3 protein-coding genes and 1 pseudogene are annotated in these 4,204 nt (G+C 61.7%); all 4 read left to right on the top strand.

Annotated features, from left to right (window positions below):
- On the top strand, positions 1-1,379 hold a 1,379-nt coding region (locus AWC07_RS02380; protein WP_208622340.1), incomplete at its 5' end, for a beta strand repeat-containing protein.
- Between the two features lie 281 nt (positions 1,380-1,660).
- Positions 1,661-2,168 (top strand): annotated as a pseudogene (locus AWC07_RS29980) (PPE family protein); the annotation flags it as partial.
- Positions 2,169-2,182: 14 nt separating this feature from the next.
- Complete coding sequence (locus AWC07_RS29975; protein ID WP_482805304.1) at positions 2,183-3,538, top strand: beta strand repeat-containing protein; 1,356 nt, start codon at positions 2,183-2,185, stop codon at positions 3,536-3,538.
- A gap of 473 nt (positions 3,539-4,011) precedes the next feature.
- Positions 4,012-4,204: PPE domain-containing protein (locus AWC07_RS02370; protein WP_139829486.1), on the top strand; the 193-nt coding region annotated here is incomplete at its 3' end.

Genomic DNA, 4,204 nt, shown 5'->3' with positions numbered 1-4,204 from the left:
ACCCTTCCTGGTCGGGTTCGGTGGCGGGGTTGCCCGGGTTGTCGAGTCTGGTCGGTGGTGCGACGGGGGCCGGCGCACCGTCAGCGCTCGCCGCACAGGCAACCACCGGCCCGGCGGCGGTTTCGCAATGGCTTGACGACTTCGTCTTCAACCTGGGTTTCGGCAACATCGGTTCGTACAACCTGGGCAGCGGCAACATCGGCGGGCTCAACCTGGGCAGCGGCAATATCGGCGACTGGAACCTCGGCAGCGGGAACTACGGAAGCGTGAACTGGGGTGGCGGGAACACTGGGACCGCGAACACCGGCAGCGGAAACACCGGCGACTACAACTTCGGCAGCGGAAACTTCGGCAGCGGAAATCTGGGCAGCGGCAACATCGGCAGCCTCAACCTGGGCAGCGGAAACTTCGGCACCATCAACATCGGCGGTGGAAACCAGGGAGACGTGTGCCTGGGCAGCGGAAACACCGGCGACTTTTCCCTCGGTGGCGGGAATTCCGGTGGTAACAACATCGGCTTCGGTAACAACGGCAGTGGCAATATCGGCTTCGGCAATTTGGGTAGTAACAACATCGGCTTCGGGCTCACCGGAAACGGTCAAATTGGCTTCGGCGCATTGAACTCGGGGAGCAACAATATCGGATTGTTCAACTCGGGCAACAACAACATCGGCTTCTTCAACTCGGGTAACAACAACATCGGCTGGATGAACTCGGGCAATGGGAATACGGGTTTCGGTAACGCGGGCGACTTCAATACCGGCTTCTGGAACGCGGGCAATTCAAATACTAGCATTGGTAGCGCGGGCAACGCCAACTTTGGTATTTTTGATGCAGGCAACGGAAACTTTGGCAGCTTCAACGTGGGGACCCATAACACCGGCTTCGGGAATTCTGGTGCCGGAAATACCGGTTTTTTGAACGCGGGCGACTCGAACACCGGGTTCTGGAACGGGGGCAATGTCAATACCGGCTTTTTCAATGGCGGTGACACCAACACCGGCGGCTTCAACGGCGGCAACCTCAACACCGGTTTCGCCAGCGCGGTGGACCAACCGGTCTTGAATTCCGGATTCGACAACCAAGGTGCGGGAAACTCAGGCTTTGGGAACAGTGATCCCAACGGTGCTGTCAACTCTGGCTTCTTCAACACAGGGACCGGTAATTCGGGATTCTCGAATGCGGGGCCCGCGCTGATCCCCGGCTTCAATTCCGGTTTCAGCAATATCGGCACCAACAATGCCGGATTTGTCAACTCGGGTAATACGCTTGCAGGCATCTCGAATTCCGGTGACGACAGCTCGGGCATCGTTAATTCCGGCGATCAGAACTCCGGTGGCTTCAATTCCGGCACCGGAATTTCCGGGTTTTTCCGGTAGCAGCCGGGTCTGGAGCTGCTCCCCGCGGATTTCTCCACGCCGACATGGGCGGCGGCATCCCATACCCGGGGGAACCGTTTCCTTGTGGTGGTTGGGTGGCCGACACGGGTTTGTGGTGGGGGTAAATGCGGGGGTTTGGTGGGGGGTGTGGCCTAGGGTCGCTGCCAGGAGCGGTGGTTGCTGGGCAGGTGTGGGGTGGTTGGCGGTGGGTGCTGCTGTGGTGGTTGCGGTAACGCCGGTGGGTGGTGTTGAGAATATTCCGTTGAAGGAGGGGCGGGTCGATGAATTTTTCGGTGTTGCCGCCGGAGGTTAATTCGTTGCGGATGTTTTCTGGTGCGGGTTCGGGGCCGATGTTGGCGGCGGCGGCGGCGTGGGCTGGGTTGGCCGACGAGTTGGGGTCGGCGGCGGCGGCGTTTGGGTCGGTGACTTCGGGGTTGGCGGGGGGGCCGGGTTCGGCGTGGCAGGGTCCGGCGGCTGCGGCGATGGTGGCGGTGGCGGCTCCGTATTCGGGGTGGTTGAGTGCGGCGGCGGCGCGGGCCGCGGGTGCGGCGGCGCAGGCGCAGGCGGTGGTGGGGGCGTTTGAGGCGGCGCGGGCGGCGGTGGTTCATCCGTTGGCGGTGGCGGCTAATCGCGATGTGTTTGTGCAGTTGGTGATGTCGAATCTGTTTGGTCAGAATGCGCCGGCGATTGCGGCTGCCGAGGGTGTCTATGAGGAGATGTGGGCGGCCGATGTGGCGGCCATGGTGGGTTATCACGGTGGGGTCTCGGCGGCGGCTGCTCAGTTGGCTTCCTGGTCGGGTTCGGTGGCGGGGTTGCCCGGGTTGTCGAGTCTGGTCGGTGGTGCGACGGGGGCCGGCGCAGCGGCCGGCGCACCGTCAGCGCAGGCGGCCAGCGCCGTTCCGGCACCTCTTCAGGGCATCAACTTCGGTTTCGGCAACATCGGCTCCCTCAACCTGGGCAGCGGCAACATCGGTGACACGAACCTCGGCAGCGGCAACATCGGCTCGTTCAACCTGGGCAGCGGCAATATCGGCAGCACCAACGTCGGTAGCGGCAACCAGGGTGACATCAACCTGGGCAGCGGCAACGTCGGCAACTTCAACTTCGGCAGCGGCAACTTCGGCAGCCAAAACCTGGGCAGCGGCAACATCGGCAGCACCAATCTGGGCGGCGGCAACATCGGCAACACCAACGTCGGCAGCGGCAATATCGGTGAGACAAATTTTGGCAACGGTAATGGTGGTACCTTCAACTTCGGCAGCGGGAATTCCGGAAGCAACAACGTCGGCTTCGGCAATACCGGCAATGGCAATTTCGGCTTCGGGAACACCGGGAACAACAACATCGGCTTCGGGCTCACCGGCAACGGTCAAATTGGCTTCGGCGCATTGAACTCCGGCAGCAACAATGTCGGTTTATTCAACTCAGGCAGCGGGAACGTGGGCTTCTTCAACTCGGGTACCAGCAACGTGGGCTTCGGTAATTCTGGCGTGGGAAACACGGGCTTCGGAAACGCGGGCAACATCAACACCGGATTCTGGAACGGTGGCAGCACAAACACCGGTGCCGTAAACGCCGGGGCCGGCAACTTCGGCTTCTTCGATTCCGGCAACTTCAATGCCGGCAGCTTCAATGCCGGCAACTCGAACACCAGCTTCGGTAATTCTGGCAACGTCAACACCGGCTTTTTCAACGCGGGCGACATCAACTCCGGTTTCGGGAACGCGGGTGACGTCAATACCGGTTTCGTCAACGCGGGCAACACCAACACCGGCGGCTTCAACGGGGGCGCACTCAACACCGGGTTCTTCAGCGCTACGACCCATCCCGGCCCTAACTCCGGCTTCTTCAATGTCGGCACCGGTAACTCGGGCTTCGGTCAGAACGACCCAAATGGTAGCGGCAACTCGGGTATTCAAAATTCGGGATTCGGCAACTCGGGCTACGTCAACACCAGCACCACGAGTACCTTTGGCGGCAACTCGGGCGCGCTCGACACCGGCTACGGGAACGCGGGTTTCTATAATGCGGCTGTCCAGAACGCGGGCATCGCCATCGCGGGTGTCACGACTTCGGGCATCCTGAACTCCGGGACGGGAAGCTCGGGACTGTTGGTCTTCGGCAACGGGCTTTCAGGCTTCTTCAAGAACCTTTTCTAGCAGGTCCGAGCGCCAATTTTCCGATGGTAAGCCTTTCGCCTGGTCTCGGGGTCTCCGGCGATGGCCGGGTATGGACCGTGCAGACCTCAAACCGCCGGACGACACATCCGGCGTAGCCGATCCATCGCGGGCTGAGCAGGCGTTTCTTGCCGTACCCCGCGCGATTGGCCGGCGTCGGCGCGGGCACTGCCTTCCGTCGTGCTGGCGACGGGGAAATCACTCGGCGAACCAATGAAGCGGACAATTGTTGTCCACGGCATTGACATTACGCAGGCATGGCTGCTCGGCCCCGCCGAGATAGTTCTGAGATCTGGCGCGCTGGTGGACCGGCTCTTATCCAATATTTATGGATAATTCGGCGAATCTGGAGTTTTTGGGTGCGGGTTGGCTTACGATCCGCCCGTGGGTTGGTGAGTGTTTGGTGTTCGGTTGGTGTCGGTGCCGTTGGTGCGGCTGGTTGGTTTGGGGTTGGAATGGTTCCTGAGTTTGCGTGGTTGCCGCCGGAGATCAATTCGGCGCGGATTTTCGCTGGTGCTGGTGCGGGGCCGTTGTTTGTGGCGGCGTCGGCGTGGCAGGGGTTGGCTGCGGAGTTGGCGGGGTCGGCGTCAGCGTTTGATGCGGTGATTGCCGGGTTGACCGGTGGGCCGTGGGCGGGTCCGGCGTCGG

Source organism: Mycobacterium gastri, assembly GCF_002102175.1.
GTDB classification, from domain to species: Bacteria; Actinomycetota; Actinomycetes; order Mycobacteriales; family Mycobacteriaceae; genus Mycobacterium; species Mycobacterium gastri.
The sequence above is the reverse complement of the archived record's forward strand: the minus strand, read 5'-3'. Positions and strand labels throughout refer to the sequence as shown.